Source organism: Virgibacillus sp. AGTR (genome assembly GCF_016919725.2).
GTDB classification, from domain to species: Bacteria; Bacillota; Bacilli; order Bacillales; family Amphibacillaceae; genus Virgibacillus; species Virgibacillus salarius.
This window is the reverse complement of sequence record NZ_JAJERH010000078.1, coordinates 1-20,638: the sequence shown is the minus strand read 5'-3', so window position 1 is coordinate 20,638 and position 20,638 is coordinate 1. Positions and strand designations below refer to the sequence as shown.

14 protein-coding genes and 1 tRNA gene are annotated in these 20,638 nt (G+C 38.1%); 11 read left to right on the top strand and 4 right to left on the bottom strand.

The window, feature by feature from the left end; translation table 11 throughout:
• Positions 1-6: 6 nt before the first annotated feature.
• From JUJ52_RS19535 to carB, 3 genes are all read left to right on the top strand, one after another.
• Complete coding sequence (locus JUJ52_RS19535) at positions 7-888, top strand: AraC family transcriptional regulator (RefSeq protein ID WP_026679950.1); 882 nt, start codon at positions 7-9, stop codon at positions 886-888.
• 757 nt (positions 889-1,645) lie between these two features.
• Positions 1,646-2,746: a carbamoyl phosphate synthase small subunit gene (locus JUJ52_RS19530; protein ID WP_026679949.1), complete on the top strand. Its 1,101-nt coding sequence runs from the start codon at positions 1,646-1,648 to the stop codon at positions 2,744-2,746.
• Positions 2,725-5,958: a carbamoyl-phosphate synthase (glutamine-hydrolyzing) large subunit gene (gene carB / locus JUJ52_RS19525; RefSeq protein ID WP_205388382.1), complete on the top strand. Its 3,234-nt coding sequence runs from the start codon at positions 2,725-2,727 to the stop codon at positions 5,956-5,958. The genes JUJ52_RS19530 and carB overlap by 22 nt, the downstream gene beginning before the upstream one ends.
• A 289-nt stretch (positions 5,959-6,247) precedes the next feature.
• Here carB and JUJ52_RS19520 read toward each other — a convergent pair whose 3' ends face one another.
• Positions 6,248-8,251 carry a S9 family peptidase gene (locus tag JUJ52_RS19520; protein WP_205388383.1) on the bottom strand — a complete coding sequence of 668 codons (2,004 nt, stop codon included), beginning with the start codon at positions 8,249-8,251 and terminating at the stop codon, positions 6,248-6,250.
• Positions 8,252-8,341: 90 nt separating this feature from the next.
• Complete coding sequence (locus tag JUJ52_RS19515; RefSeq protein WP_121604821.1) at positions 8,342-8,845, bottom strand: DNA topology modulation protein; 504 nt, start codon at positions 8,843-8,845, stop codon at positions 8,342-8,344.
• A 74-nt stretch (positions 8,846-8,919) separates the two neighbouring features.
• Between JUJ52_RS19515 and JUJ52_RS19510 the strand changes: the two genes are divergently transcribed.
• Positions 8,920-9,066, top strand: coding sequence for a hypothetical protein (locus tag JUJ52_RS19510; protein ID WP_162986387.1), 147 nt, complete (start codon positions 8,920-8,922; stop codon positions 9,064-9,066).
• On the opposite strand, the gene JUJ52_RS19505 is transcribed toward JUJ52_RS19510, so the two are convergent.
• Positions 9,056-9,277, bottom strand: coding sequence for a hypothetical protein (locus tag JUJ52_RS19505; protein WP_205388384.1), 222 nt, complete (start codon positions 9,275-9,277; stop codon positions 9,056-9,058). The genes JUJ52_RS19510 and JUJ52_RS19505 overlap by 11 nt on opposite strands.
• A gap of 303 nt (positions 9,278-9,580) precedes the next feature.
• Positions 9,581-10,456 (bottom strand): D-amino-acid transaminase, encoded by an 876-nt coding sequence (gene dat / locus JUJ52_RS19500; RefSeq protein ID WP_205388385.1) that lies wholly within the window; start codon positions 10,454-10,456, stop codon positions 9,581-9,583.
• Between the two features lie 476 nt (positions 10,457-10,932).
• Here dat and JUJ52_RS19495 point away from each other — a divergent pair.
• The 7 genes from JUJ52_RS19495 to odhB all read left to right on the top strand — a co-directional run bounded on the left by JUJ52_RS19495 (position 10,933) and on the right by odhB (position 20,383).
• Positions 10,933-11,006, top strand: a tRNA-Gly gene (locus JUJ52_RS19495).
• Positions 11,007-11,426: 420 nt separating this feature from the next.
• Positions 11,427-13,130 (top strand): ABC-ATPase domain-containing protein, encoded by a 1,704-nt coding sequence (locus JUJ52_RS19490; protein ID WP_121604823.1) that lies wholly within the window; start codon positions 11,427-11,429, stop codon positions 13,128-13,130.
• Between the two features lie 20 nt (positions 13,131-13,150).
• Entirely contained in the window at positions 13,151-14,296 is a 1,146-nt protein-coding gene (queG, locus tag JUJ52_RS19485; protein WP_121604824.1) for a tRNA epoxyqueuosine(34) reductase QueG, read from the top strand.
• Between the two features lie 85 nt (positions 14,297-14,381).
• Entirely contained in the window at positions 14,382-15,224 is an 843-nt protein-coding gene (locus tag JUJ52_RS19480) for an amidase domain-containing protein (RefSeq protein ID WP_205388386.1), read from the top strand.
• Positions 15,225-15,272: 48 nt separating this feature from the next.
• Positions 15,273-15,746, top strand: coding sequence for a tRNA (uridine(34)/cytosine(34)/5-carboxymethylaminomethyluridine(34)-2'-O)-methyltransferase TrmL (trmL, locus tag JUJ52_RS19475; RefSeq protein WP_026683003.1), 474 nt, complete (start codon positions 15,273-15,275; stop codon positions 15,744-15,746).
• A 541-nt stretch (positions 15,747-16,287) separates the two neighbouring features.
• Positions 16,288-19,140, top strand: coding sequence for a 2-oxoglutarate dehydrogenase E1 component (locus JUJ52_RS19470; RefSeq protein ID WP_205388387.1), 2,853 nt, complete (start codon positions 16,288-16,290; stop codon positions 19,138-19,140).
• Positions 19,133-20,383, top strand: coding sequence for a 2-oxoglutarate dehydrogenase complex dihydrolipoyllysine-residue succinyltransferase (gene odhB, locus JUJ52_RS19465; RefSeq protein WP_205388388.1), 1,251 nt, complete (start codon positions 19,133-19,135; stop codon positions 20,381-20,383). The genes JUJ52_RS19470 and odhB overlap by 8 nt, the downstream gene beginning before the upstream one ends.
• Positions 20,384-20,638 lie beyond the last annotated feature (255 nt).

The window sequence follows — 20,638 nt, the reverse complement described above, 5'->3', positions numbered from 1 at the left end:
CATAAGATGGATTCGCTAAAGCGGATGAACGATGCGGTCGACTATATAGAAGCCAATCTTATCAATACGATCGATTATAAACAAGTTGCGAAGTTGGCTTATTGTTCAGAGTATCACTTTAAACGGATGTTTTCTTTCCTTGCAGGTATTTCATTATCGGAGTATATCCGTCGTAGGCGCTTAACTCTAGCTGCCTTTGAGCTTAAAGACAAAGAAGCTAAAGTCATTGATATTGCACTTAAGTATGGATATCATTCCCCCGATTCTTTTACCAAGGCATTTCAAAATTTACATGGCTTAACACCTACAGAGGCAAGAGATCATGGGCGTTACCTAAAAGCGTATCCTCGGATGACTTTTCGATTATCAATACATGGAGGAATTGAAATGAATTATCGTATCGAAGAAAAAGCTTCTTTTTCAATCGTTGGACTAAAGAAAAGAGTACCAATTATTTTTCACGGTGTTAATCCAGAGATTGCTGCTATGTGGAAATCGTTATCTGAGGAGAGAATGGATCAACTGAAGGAGCTGTCTAATGTAGAACCAATAGGGATGATTCAAGCGTCAACGAGTTTTTCTGAAGGCAGAATGGAGGAAAAAGGGGAACTGGATCATTATATTGGTGTGGCAACTACGAAGGTTTGTCCGGCAACTTTCGTGAAGCTCCATGTTCCTGCGTCAACATGGGCGGTATTTGAAGCAATCGGACCATTTCCAGAAACCTTACAGAGTACTTGGGGACGTATTTATTCTGAATGGTTTCCATCTTCCAATTATGAGCAAGTGGAAGGTCCAGAAATACTTTGGAATGAAAATAGCGATATTCATTCACCTACCTTTAAAAGTGAAATATGGGTACCTGTAAAAACAAAAAGCGTTAAATGATCTGAATAGACTAAGAGGGAAGAGGCTGAGACAAAAGAATGAAGAAATAAACGAACGATGATTAGTTGAAATTAATTATCGTTCGTTTTTTGATCAGAATCATTCTTTAGCACCAAGTGGACCTTCGGACTCATGCTGTTCCCGCGCCGTGCCCGCGAAAAGCGCGTATATTTTCACTGTGCGGCGATGATACTCCTATTGATAATATGATTATTCGTATGTTGAGTAAAGAAAATGTGTTTGACCCAGCCTCTTTTTGTAGTGTTGGAATTTATAAAATCAGCCCATGTGGAAAAATGTGGGCGTGTTGAGCCGCGTTCAGCTCCAGCGCCCAGAAACGAGGCGCTTCAGGAATCGCCTTAATCTAAGTCATCATCGGCTTGCAAGCTACTGTGATTCCTTTATCTTCGTTGACTCGCTCCAGTCGCTACGTTTCTAATCGGGCACTTGCGCTTTTGTTCTGCTGTAGGAGAATCACTATAATCTCATGCAAGTCGTTGTTTCAAAGACTGCTCTATCTACACAACTGCAATATTATGATTACTGTTGTCAATGTTCTGCCTGCTTATCCTCCAGGGGCTTCACTATCACACCCAATCATGACCGGGTTTAAATATTCAGTGATTATACAATATTTCCAGATTAAAATACAATTTAATGAATAAATATTTATAAAAATTTATAAATATACTTGAAGGTTGATTGTTAAACTTCTATAATAATGAATAATCTAAAAAAACGCAGAGGTGAGAATATAATGACAAAAGGTTTTCTTGTTTTAGAAACGGGTGAAACTTTTCCGGGTGATTGGATAGGTTATGAATGCGAAGTTTCTGGAGAAGTAGTTTTTAATACAAGTATGACTGGTTATCAGGAAATGCTTACCGATCCTTCCTATGCTGGGCAAATATTAACTTTATCCTATCCTATTATTGGAAATTATGGTGTTAGTTCAGATAGTCATGAAAGTAATGATCTGCATGTAGCTGGGGTTATCTTAAGTGATATATGTGAAACACCAAGTCATTTTCAATCAGAAATTACATTATCAGAAAGTTTAAAGCAAGCAGCTGTTCCAGGACTTAAAAATGTGGATACACGAACCTTAGTTACCATTATTAGAAAACAGCAAACCGTACGTGGTAAGCTGATTTTAGAAAAAATAGTTCCTGGTTATGGGCATAAGTTTTCTCTTCCAAATAGTCATAAGTTGATAGAACAGGTCAGTGTTAAGAAATCTATTGTTTTAGGAGCAGGTAGCAGCTGTCATGTGGTATTGGTTGATTTTGGCTATAAAAAATCGATTGTGGATGCATTGATAAAACAAGATTGTAAAGTGACAATAGTTCCACATTCCAGTTCGTTTGAAGATATCGAAAAGCTAAATCCTTATGGGGTTATTATTAGTAACGGTCCCGGTGACCCAGAAGATTTAGAACGTTACTTTCCTTTAATAAAAAGACTAACGAGACGTTACCCAACCTTAGGAATTTGTTTAGGGCATCAACTTATTGCTTTAGCATATGGAGGAAAAACTAAGAAAATGTCCTTTGGTCATCGAGGAGCTAATCACCCTATTAAGGATTTATTTACTGGAAAAGTGACAATAACTTCGCAAAATCATGGGTATGTAGTAATAAAGGAAAGTTTAAACCCCAAGTATTTTCAGCTGTTATTTCAAAATGTTAATGATGGTTCTGTAGAGGGACTGAAGCATGTGTCACTTCCGGTGATAACGGTACAGTTTCATCCCGAAGCGCATCCTGGACCGAGTGATGCACATTATATATTCACAGATTTTGTTGAAACAGCCAGAATGACAAGGGGGAAGCAACTATGCGCAACTGTTCATCCTTAAAGAAAGTGCTGGTTATTGGATCAGGTCCCATTGTTATTGGCCAGGCGGCTGAATTTGATTACGCTGGTACACAGGCATGTTTAGCATTGAAAGAGGAAGGTATAGAGGTTATTCTTGCAAATAATAATCCGGCAACAATAATGACCGATAAACACATTGCAGATAAGGTTTATATGGAGCCGTTACAAGTGGAGTCTTTAGCGACTATTATTGCTAAGGAAAAACCAGATGGATTAATTGGTACGTTGGGTGGTCAAACAGGGCTAAATCTAACGATTGCGCTCCATGATCAAGGGATATTAGAGGAACATCAAGTGAACATTCTTGGTACATCTGTACAATCAATTCGTAAAGGGGAAAGTCGTGAAGAATTTCGTCAGCTAATGCTTGATTTACATGAGCCTGTTTCGCAATCAAAGGTAGTTGAAACATTAGAGGAAGGACTTGATTTTGTAAAAGAAATTGGTTATCCCGTTATATTACGGCCAGCCTATACACTTGGAGGTGAGGGAGGAGGATTTGCTTATAATGAACCTGAATTAATGGATCGTTTACAGAAGGCGTTAGAACTAAGTCCAATTCAGCAAGTTCTAGTAGAGAGAAGTATTAAAGGCTGGAAGGAAATAGAATACGAAGTTATACGTGATGTCAATGATACATGTGTGATTGTTTGTAATATGGAAAATATAGACCCTGTTGGAGTCCATACAGGTGATTCTATGGTGGTAGCACCATCCCAGACATTATCTGATACACAGTACCAATTACTTCGTTCTTCTTCCTTAAAAGTCATTAGAGCTCTGGGGATAGTTGGAGGTTGTAATATACAATTTGCCTTAAACCCTCATTCAAATGATTATTATATTATCGAAGTAAATCCCCGGGTAAGTCGTTCGTCTGCATTAGCTTCCAAGGCCACAGGCTACCCAATTGCTAGGATTGCAACCAAATGTGCTATAGGGCAACAATTGGATGAAATTATCAATCCAATTACAGGGAATACATATGCATCTTTTGAGCCAGCTCTTGATTATTGCGTCGTTAAACTTCCACGATTTTCTTATGATAAATTTACTGAAGCTGATCGTACACTCGGTACACAAATGAAGGCTACGGGTGAAGTAATGGCTATTGACAGGACATTCGAAGGTGCATTAAACAAAGCAGTACGATCATTAGAATTAAATGTTAATAGTATGCATTGGCCAAAGATGACTCAAATTACTTTTCGCAGGCTTCAAGAATTATTAGAAACACCTAATGATTTACGATTGTTTGCAATCAATGAAGCGTTCAAGCGTGGTTGGAATGTATGGCAAATAAAAGAAATGACACAAATAGACCTGTGGTATTTAAGGAAAATAGAACATATTGTTTTATTCGAGCAATGGGTAGCCAAAAAATCGATTGCCACTATTGACAGAGAAGCATTACAAAAGGCGAAGCGATTTAATATAAGTGACGAGCGCATTGCTTTTTTATTAGGTGTAACGTCAAAGGAGATTAGAGCGAGATACGAAGAAGTCCAGTTAAAACCGGTATATAAATTAGTAGATACATGTGCAGGTGAATTTGATGCTGTAACTCCATACTATTACTCTACGTGGCATGGACAAGACGAAGTAGCAATTAAACGTGATAAGAAAAAAATACTTGTGCTAGGTTCTGGACCAATCCGTATTGGCCAAGGTGTTGAATTTGATTATTGCTCCGTACACGCAGCTTTAGCAGTAAAAAAATTAGGCTATGAAGCAATAGTGATTAATAATAATCCAGAAACAGTCAGTACAGATTATTCCATCGCTGATCGACTTTATTTTGAGCCTTTAGCATTAGAAGACGTGCTTCACGTCGCTCGTAAAGAGGGAGTGGAGGGGGTAATCCTGCAATTTGGTGGGCAGACAGCTATTAATCTAGCAAATGATCTCAAGCGTGAAGGAATAAAAGTTATGGGTACATTACCTGAGCATATTGATCAGATGGAGGATAGAGAACAGTTTTATCACTTGCTTGACACGTTATCGATTGATCATATGAAAGGTGATATTGTTAAAAATTTAGATGAATTAACAGTATCAATAAATGAATTAGGCTTTCCTGTTCTTATACGTCCTTCTTATGTAATCGGTGGACAATCGATGTTTATTTGTAACAATAAATCAGAATTGCATGATATTGTGGATCGAATTCAATATGACACGAATGATCGTTGCTGGCCATTGCTTATCGATTCTTATTTACCGGGTAAAGAATGTGAGATGGATGTCATTAGCGATGGTAGCGATATAGTAGTCCCAGGAATATTTGAACATGTCGAAAAAGCAGGTGTTCATTCTGGAGATAGCATGGCTATGTTTCCACCATTTTCTTTAAGTAAATCTGAAAAGGAAGAAATGACTTTCATTGCTAGACAAATAGCGAGTTCAGTGCCGATTATTGGTATAATGAATATTCAGTTTGTGATTCATAAAGGTGTGGTTTATGTATTAGAAGTTAATCCGCGAGCTTCTAGGACAGTACCTATTATGAGCAAAGTTACGGATATAGCGATGGTTGAGTTAGCAGTAAAGGTTCAGTTAGGTCATTCCATAAAAGAGCTGTCAAGTCAATTGAATTTATGTGCTGAACCAAGTTATGTTACGTTGAAAGCACCAATTTTTTCGGCTGGCAAGCTTAAGGGAGTGGATCATCTATTAGGTCCAGAAATGAAGTCTACTGGTGAAATCATTACCATATCTCAGACAAAAGAGGAAGTTTTTTCGAAGGTCTTATCTATTCATATGAAGTTACATACTACTAAAAAACCACTTATTTTTGTGTCGATTGCTGAGCGAATGAAAGCAGGAAGTTTAGCACGGATTCAGTCATGTATACAAACAGGTGCTAGCATTATGGCAACGCAAGGCACAGCCGATTATCTAGCTTCACATGGATTGACTGTAATAGCTATTCCAAAGGATCGAGAGAGTATTTTTACCGCAGTGGAAAAGCTGAAGCCGGACATTATTTTAAACATTCCGGAACAAGGAAGAAAAAAGGGGAAAATGGGATTCTATCTCCGCGAGCTAGCAGTTCGCTTTCAAACACCTTGTTTTACCAGTTTGGAAACATTTGAAGCACTGGTCATGGGTGGGCAAACAATAAAAAATAATGCTGTGCATGCATTACAGGATTATTTAAACTGCGATTCAAAAAAAGTCAATTCTAAATAATCTAAAGGGAGTAGAGTGGGACATAACTGAAATGGTTCATTCTAAAGATGAATAAATGTACAACTCCGGAATATACGTAGATTCCTCGAAAAAAGAAGTGTGTATTTTTGCGTGCGGTGTACTGCTGCCTTTCCTCTCTTATCCTGTAGGAGGAAGGCAGCGGTGAGTTCCCAGTGCGTGAGCTCGGAGACACCGCTCGCACATCATTTCTAGTTGTTCGTTTTTTCTTTGATGAAACACTTTTATACCCATTTCATACTTTATGGTGTGTCCAGATGGAAGCGATGCTTTAAATATATTGTTCGAACCAACGACAAATATGATTGAGTCGTTCTATACGCATCTCCGGCTTGCCGCTACGACTTAATTCATGACTTGCTTCAGGGAATCGTATAAACTCTACTTCTTTTTCTAAATGCTTTAATGTAATATACCATTGCTCGCCTTGCTCTATCGGGCATCGGAAATCTTTTTCTCCATGTAGGATTAATAACGGCGTTTCCACGTCAGCCGCATATTTTAATGGTGAAATTTCCCAGAGCTTTGCCGGATCATCTAACAAATTCAAACCATGCTCCCATTCTGTAAAGAAAAAACCAATATCGCTTACGCCATAGAAGCTAAGCCAATTGGAAATAGAACGTTGTGTTACAGCAGCTTTAAATCGATTTGTATGACCTACAATCCAATTTGTCATAAATCCTCCATAACTTCCTCCAGTTACACCTAGGCGATTCTCATCGATAAAACTATATGTATGAACAGCGTAATTGACAGCCTCCATCACATCCTGATAATCGCCACCACCATAATCCATACGGCATGCATCGACAAATTTTTGCCCATAACCGTAGCTTCCTCGTGGGTTCGTATACAATACAATATATCCTTTTGCAGCCAATAATTGAAGTTCAAAAAAGAAGGTTTGACCATACATGGCGTGCGGACCACCATGGATTTCTAAGATCATTGGGTATTTTTTTCCTTCTGTAAAGCCGTATGGCCGAAGTAGCCATCCCTGTACTTCCCAGTTATCTTGAGTATTTATTTTTAACGATTCAGGTTCCCCAAAGGCTATTTCGTTCAGTAAAACTTCATTTCCATTGGTAAGCTGAGTAAGCGTTGCATCTTCGTTTAATAAATAAAAATCACCAGGATTAATTGGTGTACTAATACCAAGAATAAGTTTGTCATTAACGCTATTATACGTAAATCCAAAAACATGATTATCTTTATGATAAAGCGTTTGATATTTGCCCTTTAGGTTAATTTGATACAACGCAGTTGCTCCGTAACTAGTTGCAATGAAGAATAGGTGCCTCCCATCCTTATGCCAGGTTGGTCCCGTTGTTGAATCACCTAAACGAGTATCGCCAATCATCGCATCGCCAAGCTGCATATCCCAATCTGTAGTAAGACAAGTTTGCTTAGACGTATGGAGGTCAAAAACATACAATTCCGTTAAGGTTGCGCTCTTATACGCAAATTCGTGACCAAAATACGCAATCTTAGCCCCATCTGGAGAAAAAGAAGCTTGATGATAGGAACCCTTACCTTCAGTCAAATTAGTTATTTCTTTCGTAACTGTATCTAATAAATAGAGATCGTTTGATAATTCGCGATCAGCATTTTCATTTAGATTAGCTGCAAACAAAATCTGCCTTCCATCTGGAGAAACATCTTGAAAGAAATGATCTGTATCAGCATATGTTAATTGCTCTAAAGACCAATCATCGACATTCATTCTAATAATTTGTGTGTTTGTTGTATCATGGAATCCTTTTGCATCTGATTTATATTTTAAACGGTTAACAATAAGTGGTTGTTTGCTTTTTGTTTCTTTTATTTTTTGTTTTTCTTCGCTTGATAATTCCTTTTGGTTATGTATATCGTCATCATTTTCTAATGAAGTGTGAAATAGAATAGATTTTCCATCCTTTGACCAGGTTGGACTTGTAGCCCCATGCTTAAAAGTAGTTAGCTGTTGTGCTTCGCCGCCATCCGTATTAATTAGCCAAAGCTGTGGTAGCCCACTTCTTGTTGATTGAAATACTGCTTTTTTGCCATCTGGAGAAAAACGAAGATGGCTGTTACTGTCAGCACCGAATGTCCAGGGTGTTGTTGCGCTTGTATCCATCTTTTGATATAAAAGTTGAGATTGATAGTCGTTCTGCTCATTGATAGTAGTAGAAACGAAGGTGAAAGCCTTACCATCTGGAGAAAATTGTGGATCACTGAAAATTTCAAGTTTAGTAATGTCATTTGATGTAAGCGCACGTTTGTGGCTATTCATCATATTACCTCCTTTAAGTATACATGGCAGATAGCTCTGTTTTTAATAGTTTAAACTATTTAGAAAAGAGAATCAATTAGTGCTGCTTTGCTAAAGCAGTGTATGTACAAAATGATTTAGATCTTTTCGTCTTTTAAAAATGAGGATGTGTTTATCCTGATAGTTAGAGAGCTTATGGTATATAGTAGGGGCTTTTTTCTTATTAAAGGTACGTACCCAATTAAAAAATTCCCAATCAAGCTTCTCCGGACATCCTTTTCCCATGTCTGAACGTGTTCTATTACGGTATTGAATCCGTCTTTTTACAATTCCGTAAAGACAGTGGATAGTTCGGTAATGTAAAAAAATGATGGTATCTGCTTGTTGCATTCGAATCTCCATTGTCGCGTTATAATTTCCATCAATGATCCACTTATCTTGGCCCATTATCTTTTTTGTCTCTCTAATTAACGTATCTCGATCGATCGGTGTCCAGCCAGGCTTCCAAAATAGTGCGTCCATATGGTAGACGGGAATTTCTAACATTGCTCCTAACTGTTTAGCAAGTGTTGATTTTCCAGAACCACCATTGCCGATAATCATTACTTTCTGCAAAGCTTCTTCCTCCTTCAACTTTTAGAATAAAAAAATAGTATACCACAATATTCAGAAAAGTAGGGGGATATATCTTGAACGTAGGAGAAATATCCATTCTTCTCTTGACGAACGTTTATTTCAATAAGAAAAACGGAGCAAAATTCGCTCAGTCCTTATCACTACATGCTCAGATTTACGCTTCCTCTAGTAGCTATTATGGAATAATAGCTACTGCTTGACCACCACTCCGGCTGCCCACTTCCCTTTCCGTGGGGTTTGTCCTTCAGCTAACTTTTTTAGCAAAACCCGCTCAAAAAAGTGGATCTTCAGGTCAAACATTTCCCACAGGAGTTGAAGTGGCCGGCCTTCGCTATTATCAGGCTCTACAACGCTAGCATGAAGTAACACAGCTGCTTTTATCTCACGGATAGCGATTTTCACTTTACCCATTGTAAAAAAAGTCAACCTATTACTTATGACAAGAATTGTTGCACCTTCTCATAGCGAAGTAATTAGTCGGAGCATTGCCAATATACATCTAACATTTCAAAATAACTACTAAGCTTAACGCAGTCATCGCACTGATTTTATACTTTCTTAACTTATTAAAAAAGACTGTCGTTTTTCCGACAGTCTTGAATAATACTCTTTGATTCAGTTTTTTTTAACAATATCTCTGACAATCAATACATCCATTTCATACATAATTATTGTAATAAGGATGATGAGATTAATTTAAGAGAAGTAATTCATTTAAATCGTGTGAGTGATCTTGCCTTCTGTTATATTAGCATCGTTTTCATATGCTTCCTGCAATTTTCTCGTTATTGGTCCAGGTGTACCGTCCTGTACTTGTTTATTATCGATCATCGTTACAGGCATTACTTCAGAGGTACTACTAGATAAGAATACTTCATCAGCCGTGAAAAGATCTTCTTGTTTAAAACCATTTTCATTAAACGAAATGGATAGGTCATTAGCAAATTGCTCTACGCGTATTCTTACGCACCCATGAAGAATTCGATTAGTAGCAGGATGGGTGTAGATGTCACCATCTTTTACCATATAAATATTAGATGAACTACATTCTGTCACCAAGTCATCACGGTGTAAAATAGCTTCATAGCAGCCATGCTCTTTCGCTTCTTGCTTGGCTAAAACATTTGGCAATAAATTTAAACTCTTAATATAGCAATTTTCCCAGCGTACATCAGGCTGAGTAATGACAGATACGCCCTTTTGTAGGTTCTCCAGGTTGCGTGGGAGGTCTTGAGCATATGCATACATGTTTGCAGGGATACCTTGAGGAAAGACGTGGTCGCGTGGTGCTGATCCACGAGATACTTGTAAGTAAACTTTTCCGTCCCCTGTCATTTTATTTTTTTCAAGTAATTGTAATAACAAATCAGTTATTTCTTCTTTTGTAGCAGCAAGATTAATTTTTACTGCATCAGCAGAACGGAATAGACGATCTACATGCTCTTTTAGTAAATAGTATGAGCCGTCATAAATCCGTATTACTTCATAAATACCATCACCAAACTGTAACCCTCTTTCTTCAAAAGGGTATTTCAAGTTATCTTGATGTGTAAAAGTTTTCTGTGCTAAAACAATTGGATATATAGCCATTCTTTCTCGCCTCCCTAAAACTTATGACTATTCTATAACTTCTTTTCAAGGTTGTAAATCCTTACGATGAAAATAGTAAAAAGTATTTCAGAAGGTTATGGCGTAATGATAATCTGTGTGAATTCAAAAAATGATAGCATACAAAAATAAGCGGTTTAAATTATCATGTGATTTTCGTTCATCTATTCCAAAAATAACTGGTAGTAATACCTCCACCTCAAGCAATAAAGTGAAACCAATATGGGTAAGAGAGGGAACGACTACCAGTAAATGTCCAATAGGTTCAACTGATTGAACTTTCACTTTATAGTAGTCGGTTTAGTTAAAAGAATTATACATGTTACAAGTTTAAGAGAATATTAATTTTTTGTCGAAAAAAATTAATATTACTATTGACCTGTCTAAGTCTAATTGCTATAATAAATATTGCGTTCGAAAAAACGATAAATAAATTACATAATTTCTCCAATTTGTTTGCGGGTGTAGTTTAATGGTAAAACCTCAGCCTTCCAAGCTGATGACGAGGGTTCGATTCCCTTCACCCGCTCCATACATATGTCTTAACGCAGTATTTCGTAATGAATGGTACGAAGTATTGCGTTTTTAATTTTTATCTCACATAATAACGGCAGTAAGCCCCCGACCTTAAGGAATAAAGTAAAAGTAATATAGATAAGAGAGGGACCGACTGACATAAAATGTCCGATTGGTTCGAACCCTACATGGGAGTAGATCGCAAAGGCGTTGCCACAGGATGTGGCGATTTAACCCTTTGTACGTGTTTGTTTCAGTGAAAACCGGATTGAAGTTTCACTTTATTGACTGTTTTACTTCTTCTATATAAACATGTAAAATTTTTGGCGTAGACACGAATATTAGTTATATGATTCTTCTAAGGTTGCGTGTTTTTACGCAACTAGTGGCTTATGATTCGCTTATTTCTAAATTCTAACGAAAATGAGGTGTTTATATGAAGCAATTATTATCCACACTTAAACAAATTGATCATAAAGGATACAAAGCATATAAAAGTATACAAGGGCATTATGGTTATACTAATTTTAATTTAGCTATTGATTACGTTCAGGGAGATCCATTTGCATCTCCTTCTAAGATAAGGATGATTATACCCGCGAGCAAACGGCCGATAAAACAAGAATGGCTAAAGACATATTCTAGAAAAATTGCGACCGAAGATGTAATTGCTAGAGTAGTAGGTGAGGCTGTTACAAACCAGGTTTCCACAGTAAAGGGGTCAGGTAAGAGTGGATTGATTATGTTTGATCAACCGGGACAAGAAAAGCTGGAGCGCAGTGCAGTACAAGTTAATTCCTCTTCTATAACCATTTGTATGTCTATCGGTCTTCCTGCAAATGGGAGAAAAATTAATGGGCGGGAAGCGGAGAAATTGTTCGCGCAAGCTCTACCTTCTATTATGAATAGTTCTGTATTTACAATAAAAGATGAGGAAATAGAACAGGCAAATATCCTCGCTGATCAACAAGATTCCATCCGGCAGCAAATGCGGGAGCATGGCTGGATTGCTTTTTTGGCAAACGGGTCAATCTTACCACGTGAGAGTGGTATTAGTAATCGCCCCTTAAAGGATGCAGTAGCTTTTCAAAGCCCATTAAAAAACGAAGTAGAGTTATCCATTCCCCATAGCAGGGAGCCTATTAGAGGAATGGCGATTAAAAAAGGGATCACACTAATTGTAGGTGGAGGATATCATGGGAAAAGTACAGTGTTACAGGCAATTGAAAGAGGTGTGTATTCCCATGTAGAAGGTGACGGACGAGAATTTGTCTTAACGGATGTGGATGCGGTAAAAATCCGAGCGGAGGATGGACGTAAAGTAAGTGGAGTGAATATTTCACCATTTATAAATAATTTGCCCCATGAACAGGATACAGCTTACTTTTTTACAGAAAATGCCAGCGGGAGTACTTCGCAAGCAGCTAATGTCATGGAAGCATTAGAAGCAGGTGCATCTACACTGTTAATTGATGAGGATACAAGCGCAACAAATTTTATGATTCGCGATCATCGAATGCAGTTACTCGTTCATCAAAACAAAGAACCAATCACTCCGTTTATTGATAAAATAGCACAGCTTCGTGATCAATTAGCTATATCTACCATATTAGTAATGGGTGGATCAGGAGATTATTTTGCGGAAGCTGATACAGTAATTCGCATGGAAGATTATCTACCTTTTCATGTAACTGATGAAGCTAAATCGATAATGGAAAAGTACCCATTGGAACGGTCTGCTGCTGATGCAGGAACCTCTTTCGGTGATGTAACGAGTCGATATTTTCATCAGCGGTCCTTACAGACGAAAAAAGGGAAACGTGCAAAGGTGCAAGCAAAAGGCTTACATCATATTTTGATGGGAAAAACGGATATTTCTTTTGCTTACACGGAACAAATCGTTGATTCATCACAAACAAGAATGATTGCTGAGATTATTCAGTTCTTAGATAGAACACAGCGTTTGCAGGATACCACGCTTTATCAACTTCTTGATAAAATTGAGCATCAAATGACAGAAAAGGGATTGAGTTCTTTTACAGCTTTTCCAAATCAGCATCCGGGAGATTTAGCGCGTCCACGTAGATATGAAATTGCAGCTGTTTTCAATCGAATGCGGACTGCTGTGGTAAAGCAGTAATAGGAGGTTGGACATAACCAATGCATACAGATCAATTAAAGCAAGAGATTATCGAATACAGTAAAAAAATCGGTATTGATAAAATTGGTTTTGCCTCTGCTGATGTGTTTGGAGAATTAAAAGAAAGACTTCGGAGGCAACAGGAATTAAAGTATCAATCCGGTTTTGAAAAAGGAACGATTGAAGAACGGACTGAGCCTAAACGTTTACTTCCGGAGGCGCAATCCATTATCTCCATTGCGTTAGCATATCCATCTCGAATGAAAGATGCACCGAGAAGCACAAGGGAAGAAAGACGGGGTTTGTTTGCGAGGGCCTCTTGGGGTGTTGACTACCATATTGTTATGCGTGATCGATTAGAAAAATTGGCTGCATTTATTCAAGAAAAAGTACCTGATGGCAAAAATAAAGTAATGGTGGATACCGGTGAATTATCAGACCGGGCTGTTGCAGAACGAGCTGGCATTGGTTTCAGTGGTAAGAATACGTCCATTATTACACCTGAATTTGGATCATTTGTTTACTTAGGGGAATTGATTACAAATGTTCCATTTGTACCAGATGAGCCAGTAGATGATAGCTGTGGGTCATGTACGAAATGTATTGATGCTTGTCCTACTGGCGCGATCGTTCAAGGTGGACAATTAAATGCGCAGCGCTGTATTGCCTTTTTAACGCAAACAAAGGATTTTCTCCCTGACGAATTTCGCTCTAAAATTGGTAACCGAGTTTACGGTTGTGATACATGTCAGGTTGTTTGTCCCAAAAATCACAAGGTGGATTTTCACATTCACCCAGAATTCGAACCAGAGCATGAAGTTGCTAAGCCAAAGCTTATTCCAATGCTACGTATGTCTAATCGTGAGTTTAAACGTACATTTGGACATATATCAGGCTCTTGGCGAGGTAAAAAACCAATTCAACGTAATACACTGATTGCACTTGGACATTATAAAGATAAAACTGCAGTCGAAGAAATCATTGATGTCATGTTATCTGACCCCAGACCAGTCATTCGTGGGACGGCGGCATGGTCACTTGGCAAAATTGGAACAGAAGAAGCATTTCAAGCTATTAAACGAGCGATGGATAATGAAGATGATGAGCAAGTTCGATTTGAAATGGAAAAGGGATTAGCGTTTCAACAGCCCTCTTCTACCAAGTAGCTGAATAAATCGTTACATTACACTGAAAATATTTAGCTGTTTGACAAGCATTCCCTCCATATACTGCTATTGGAGGGGATTTTCTATGGAAAAATTAAAGGAACTGTGGCTCCATTTTTTTAAGAGCAATCGGTGGCAAGAGGCTTGGTGGGAGAGAAAGCAATCATTATTTGAGGAACGAAAAGCAAAAATTGTACAAATTAAAGGAAATGGTCATATGCATAGAAAGCTACGCTATGATCATGCTTCACACTATGATTATAATTTACATTTATCATTTTTAGTTAAGCAAAAGGATCAATTATATTTAGAGGAGACTGTCTATCCATATACATTTCGACTAGATCAAGGAGAGATTGTTGGTCATTCGTTAAAAAGAGTACTTCATGAAGAAAAAGTAAGTAAAGTGATGCCCGATGATATTATTGGTGGCGATGGAGATGATCGTTTTTCCTATGATCGAAATGCTGCGGTTCGTTACGCTGAGCGATGGTGGAATAACTATAATCCAGCGTTTAAACAGTTCGATGTAGATTGCACTAATTTTATTTCTCAATGCTTACTTGCAGGTGGTGCGCCAATGAAGGGAGCTTCAGATAGGGCAAGAGGCTGGTGGTATGGAAATAATAGCTGGAGTTACAGTTGGGCGGTTGCTCACTCTCTGCGTTGGTATTTAAGTGGTTCAACACAAGGACTAAGAGGAGAAGAGGTGGAAACGGTAGCAGATTTAATTCCGGGTGATGTTATCTGTTATGATTTTGAGGGGGATGGACGGTGGAACCATAATACAATTGTTGTCACAAAAGATGCTTATGGTATGCCATTAGTGAACGCACATACAGATAATAGTAGGCATCGCTATTGGTCTTATGAGGATTCAACAGCATGGACACCTGAGATTAAATATAAATTTTTCCGGATTTATTAAAGTAGTGCTATACTAGGAAAGTAGTACGTAGGTAAGGAGAATGAAAAAGTGAGTTTACACGTTGTTTTATATCAACCAGAGATACCAGCAAATACTGGAAATATAGCTAGGACTTGTTTGGCTACTAACGCAACATTGCATTTAATCCATCCTCTTGGATTTTCAACAGATGATAAGATGGTACGAAGAGCTGGATTAGATTATTGGAAAGAAGTAGACATCCGTGAGTATCCTTCAATCGAAGAGCTGTACCGCACATATCCAAAGGCTTCTTATTATTATATAGAAAATTTTGGGACCAAGCATTATACAGATTATGATTTTAGTAATATAGAAGAAGAACTATTTTTTGTATTTGGTAGGGAAACAAATGGCATTCCACATGAATTATTGCATGGTAAGGAAGATCGTTGTTTACGAATTCATATGGGAGATCAGGTGCGATCATTAAATTTATCAAATACGGCAGCAATTATCGTATATGAAGCATTGAGACAGCGAGGATTTCCAGGTTTAAACTAATAACATACATTACTACCAGGATTTATAAAAAAGGCAATCGTTAGTATTCCAGTAAGGGAAAAACGAAACGAATGCCTTTTTTTGTTAGATCATTTCCAACTATTGGCTATTTTTCGGTATACCAGGCTTTGATTCGTAACCAGATGTGAAAATAGAAACTAGAAATACGATTATAACACCCATTAGTAACGCCAATTTCATGTGGACATCCTCCTTTTATGTAAGAGACCATTATAATTAATGTTTCCTCTATTATAACGAATTATTTAGAAAAAGTGAACAAAGTCTCTTCTAACTTAAAAGAAAACCTATATTTAGTAGTTTTGGTGAATACTTATTCAATTATAGGCTATATGGCATTTCTATTAGAGTTAATCATTTGAAAATTACAACTATATTAATGGTTGGAACAATATATTGTTTCCACTAATAAAATAGGGTATATTAGTTGATGTAATCATTCGTCAGTTCTATAATGTAGAATGAATAATGTATACCGTTTCATAACGGATAACGCTAACTTCTAATGGGGGTATAAAAGGTGGCACAGAGCGAAGAATCTAATGAGAGATTCTGGTCAGAATTTCATGGTCCAAATATGGGGTATATTGAAGAGCAATATGATTTGTATAAAGAGGATCCAGAGGCAGTAGATCCATCCATAAAGCAGATGTTCAATGAGCATGGAGCCCCTCAATGGTTATCTCATGCAAATGATTCAAATCAGGCAGTACAGGCTACATCAATAAATGATGTGAAGAAGCTTACCTCAGCAATGAAACTTGTTGAGGCTATTCGTCGTTTTGGACATTTGGAAGCAGATATTTACCCGGTTGGACTCAAAGAACGTAAATCAGAGTTGGTAGAGCCAGCTACGTATGGTTTAACTAATGAGGATTTACTAAATATGCCAGCCAATTGGCTATGGGAAAAAGCACCGAGTAAAGTTGAGAATGGATTAGATGTAATTAAAGAACTTAAAAAATATTATTCCGGAACAATTACATTTGAATATGATCATGTCAATAATGATGAAGAACGAAAATGGTTACTGGATTTAATTGAATCAGGAAAAGCTCGATTAGACTTGTCTAAAGATGAGAAAATTCAATTATTAGAGCGACTTACACATGTAGAAGGATTTGAAAGCTTTCTACAAAAAACCTTTGTAGGGCAAAAGCGTTTCTCAATAGAAGGACTAGAAGCAATGGTACCAATGCTTGATCAAATTGTTACGTATGCTAGAAAAGATAAGATTGAGAATATTATGATGGGGATGGCTCATCGTGGACGTTTAGCTGTACTAGCACATGTTTTAGGAAAACCATATGATAAGATTTTCTCTGAATTCCATCATTCTCCAAACAAAGAATTAATTCCATCAGAAGGATCAATGGGGATTAATTATGGATGGACTGGAGATGTGAAATATCACTATGGGGCGACAAAGGAACCAGTAGGTGATGAAAACCATACACGGATTAGACTGGCTCATAATCCATCGCACTTAGAATTTGTAAATCCGGTTGTTGAAGGTTTTGCACGTGCTGCACAGGATGATCGTTCAGAAAGTGGTTATCCAAAACAGGACATGAATAAAGCGATACCGGTTGTGATCCATGGTGATGCAGCATTTATCGGAGAAGGTGTTGTTGCAGAAACGCTTAATATGAGTGGCTTACCAGGATATTCAACAGGCGGATCACTTCATATCATAGCAAATAACCTAGTTGGTTATACAACAGATCAAGTTGACGGACGTTCTACACGTTATGCAAGTGATTTAGCTAAGGGATTTGAAATTCCTATTATTCATGTGAATGCTGATGATCCAATTGCTTGTGTTTCTGCTATGAAAATTGCTTACGAGTACCGTCAAACGTTTCATAAGGATTTTCTAATTGATTTGGTAGGGTACCGTCGCTATGGACATAACGAAATGGATGAGCCGAGAATGACGCAACCTGACCTTTATAAGAAAATTGATAAGCATCCGACAGTAGCAAATGTATATGCTAAGGTGCTTGAAGATAAAGGTCTTATAAATGAGAATGAATTTAATGAGCTGAAGAAAAGTACGGAAGCAGAACTTCAGGAAATATATAATAGTATGAAAGAAAATGAAACCGGCAAATGTAATCCAATGCCAATGCCAGAAGCATTGACAAACGGACTCGATCAATTTGAAACAGCTATTGATGTGGATACATTGAAAGCTTTGAATAAAGGGTTAATGCAACGCCCTGAAGGATTTAATAGCAATAGAAAGCTAGAGAAAATTCTTAAGCGACGTGAAAATGCGTTAGAAGAGGGTGGCAAGGCTGATTGGGGTACTGGAGAAGCGCTTGCTTATGCTTCCATTCTCCAAGACGGGATTCCGATTCGCTTGACTGGTCAAGATACGGAAAGAGGTACCTTTGCTCACCGCCATCTTGTCCTACATGATGTAGAAACAAATGTTAAATTTAGTCCGATGCATGGGTTGAAAGAATCTAAAGCATCATTTGATATACGAAATAGTCCATTATCTGAAGCTGGTGTGTTAGGGTATGAATATGGCTATAGTGTTCAGGCTTCTAATACATTAGTTATTTGGGAGGCACAATTTGGTGACTTTGCCAATGCTGCTCAAGTAGTTTTTGACCAATTCATCTCCGCTGCACGTGCGAAATGGGGAGAAAAATCAAATATGGTCATGCTGTTACCGCACGGTTATGAAGGTCAAGGTCCAGAGCATTCGAGTGCTAGACTAGAACGGTTCCTGCAAATGGCAGCAGAGAATAACTGGATTGTAGCTTACGTGACTTCATCTGCTCAATTCTTCCATCTTATTCGTAGGCAGGCTGCTTTGCGTAATAGAGAGGAAGCTAGACCATTGGTTGTGATGACACCAAAGAGTAGTTTAATTCGAAATCAGCGTATTGCTTCAGAAGCGGAAGAATTTACACAAGGTAAATTCCAGCCGATACGTCAACAGCCTAACTTAAAGGTGAGCAAGAAGAATGCAAAACGCTTGCTAATTGGTAGTGGTAAGGTCATGGTGGATATTGAAGAGGCAATAGAACATTCAGAAGAAAAATTTGATTGGTTACGTGTACTACGATTAGAACAAATCTATCCATTCCCTAAAAAGGAACTGGAAAAAGAGCTAAAGGCCTTGCCGAACCTGGAAGAAATTGTATGGGTTCAAGAAGAGCCAAAGAACATGGGAAGCTGGGATTTTGTTGATGATTATTTAAGAGATCTGTTACAGGATGGTCAGAAACTTAGATATATTGGACGCCCAGACCGTTCAGCTCCAGCTGTAGGAGTGCCTAACGTGCATAAAACAGAGCAAAATGAAATCGTACAAAAAGCGATCAACCCATCAAAAGGAGGAGATTCCAATGAATGAAATTAAAGTACCAGAGCTAGCTGAATCCATAACAGAAGGAACAATTGCAGAATGGTTAGTAAAAAAAGGTGACAGTGTTGAAAAAGGTGATCCAGTAGTAGAATTAGAAACAGATAAGGTCAATGTGGAAGTCAACTCCGATTTCGCTGGTGTTATTACCGAAATCATTCGTGAAGAAGGCGATGATGTAGAAGTTGGCGACGTTATTGCGAAAATTGACGAAAATGGGGAAGCGGGCAACAGCAGTTCTACTTCTGAAGAAAAGAGTGAACCGCAAGAATCTAAAACCGAAGAAGTTAAAGAAACGAAGAAAGCTGAAACACCGGCAAAAGAAGATTCCAGTGCTAAAGGTGATGTGATCGCTTCTCCAGCTGCCCGTAAACGAGCACGTGAACATAATATTGATTTAAGTGCGGTTAGCCCTCGAGATCCACTTGGTCGAATTCGTCCAGAGGATGTGGAAGCTGCTGCTAGCGGTGCGAGCAATACATCTAAGCCTGCTAAAGAGGAGAAAAAACCAGCTGAAAAAACAGAATTTGCTAAGCCTGTGGAGCGAGTTAAAATGTCTCGCCGCCGTCAAACAATTGCTAAGCGCTTAGTTGATGTTCAACATGAAGCAGCGATGCTTACGACGTTTAATGAAGTTGATTTAACCAATGTCATGAAACTTCGAAGTGAAAGAAAAGAGAAGTTTATCGAAAAGCATGGGGTTAAACTAGGATTTATGTCCTTCTTTACAAAGGCAGTAGTAGGAGCGCTTAAAGACTTTCCTTTATTAAACGCAGAAATTCAAGGTAATGAATTAGTTATCAAAAAATTCTATGACATTGGCATTGCAGTTTCCACTGATGATGGACTCGTAGTTCCGGTAGTTCGTGATGCTGATCGCCTTGACTTCGCAGGAGTTGAGAAGGAAATTGGTAGCCTTGGTAAAAAGGCTCGTGATAAGAAGTTAGAAATGAGTGAGTTACAAGGTGGATCATTTACCATAACGAATGGTGGTACTTTTGGTTCTATGCTATCAACTCCAATTTTAAATGCACCACAGGTGGGGATTCTAGGGATGCATAACATCCAAAAGCGGGCCATGGTAATGCCTGATGACACAATTGAAGTACGCCCAATGATGTATCTTGCACTTTCATATGATCATCGTATTGTAGATGGTAAGGAAGCAGTTCAATTCCTAGTTAGAGTGAAACAACTGCTTGAAGACCCATATGATTTATTACTAGAAGGCTAATTACAATTCTAGAACAAAACCTTGCTTTGATGTTTATCGAAGCAAGGTTTTTTGTAGAGGAAATTATAAAATTTGTCCATATGAATAAATATAGGCGTGTTGAGCCCAGTCCTGCTTAAGCGCTCAGAAACTAGGCAACTTCACGAATCGCTTTAATCTAAGTCATCATTGGCTCGCAAGCACACCATGATTCCTTTATCTCCGTTGACTCGCTCCAGTCGCTAATTTTCTAATCGGGCGTTTGCGCTTTTGTTC

Bases quoted from the DNA above. Each gene is read 5' to 3' on its own strand.
- JUJ52_RS19535 (WP_026679950.1), top strand. From the start codon at position 7: ATGGATTCGCTAAAGCGGATGAACGATGCGGTCGACTATATAGAAGCC.
- JUJ52_RS19530 (WP_026679949.1), top strand. From the start codon at position 1,646: ATGACAAAAGGTTTTCTTGTTTTAGAAACGGGTGAAACTTTTCCGGGT.
- carB (WP_205388382.1), top strand. From the start codon at position 2,725: ATGCGCAACTGTTCATCCTTAAAGAAAGTGCTGGTTATTGGATCAGGT.
- JUJ52_RS19520 (WP_205388383.1), bottom strand. From the start codon at position 8,251: ATGAATAGCCACAAACGTGCGCTTACATCAAATGACATTACTAAACTT.
- JUJ52_RS19505 (WP_205388384.1), bottom strand. From the start codon at position 9,277: ATGGGTAAAGTGAAAATCGCTATCCGTGAGATAAAAGCAGCTGTGTTA.
- dat (WP_205388385.1), bottom strand. From the start codon at position 10,456: ATGGCTATATATCCAATTGTTTTAGCACAGAAAACTTTTACACATCAA.
- JUJ52_RS19490 (WP_121604823.1), top strand. From the start codon at position 11,427: ATGAAGCAATTATTATCCACACTTAAACAAATTGATCATAAAGGATAC.
- queG (WP_121604824.1), top strand. From the start codon at position 13,151: ATGCATACAGATCAATTAAAGCAAGAGATTATCGAATACAGTAAAAAA.
- JUJ52_RS19480 (WP_205388386.1), top strand. From the start codon at position 14,382: ATGGAAAAATTAAAGGAACTGTGGCTCCATTTTTTTAAGAGCAATCGG.
- odhB (WP_205388388.1), top strand. From the start codon at position 19,133: ATGAATGAAATTAAAGTACCAGAGCTAGCTGAATCCATAACAGAAGGA.